The organism is Pseudomonas meliae (genome assembly GCF_001400515.1).
GTDB lineage: Bacteria > Pseudomonadota > Gammaproteobacteria > Pseudomonadales > Pseudomonadaceae > Aquipseudomonas > Aquipseudomonas amygdali.
In genome coordinates this window covers 1-348 of the sequence record NZ_LJQT01000309.1, presented here as the reverse complement: position 1 = coordinate 348, position 348 = coordinate 1, and the positions used below count along the sequence as shown (strand labels likewise).

1 pseudogene is annotated in these 348 nt (G+C 58.3%); it reads right to left on the bottom strand.

Annotation, left to right across the window (positions count from 1 at the left end):
* Positions 1–184: 184 nt before the first annotated feature.
* Positions 185–348: pseudogene (locus ALO64_RS26355) on the bottom strand (type IV secretory system conjugative DNA transfer family protein); the annotation flags it as partial.

The following is a 348-nucleotide window of genomic DNA, read 5'->3' as shown; positions in this document are numbered from 1 at the left end:
TGGTGTTGCAGGGCGATGGACACCTGCTGGTTGGCCTGAATCTGCTTGAGCGAGGCGCTGATGACTTCGAGCTGGTTCGACTGTCGATCAACCTGTGACTGAGTCGCGCAGCCGGTCAGGGACAGCATGAATACAGCGGACAGGGTCAGTGCGGTACGAACGTTCATAGTTTGGAATCCTTGATGGGATCGTGGACGACAACCGAATCGGGATAACGGAGCAAACTGGGAATCACAACCCCCTACGGGCTTGCCGGAACCTGGCGGAGCAGCCAGCAGAAACGAATCCTCCGTGGGGTGCTTGCCGAGCAGGAACGCGGGATGCTCCTCGATCCGTTCTTGGGGATTG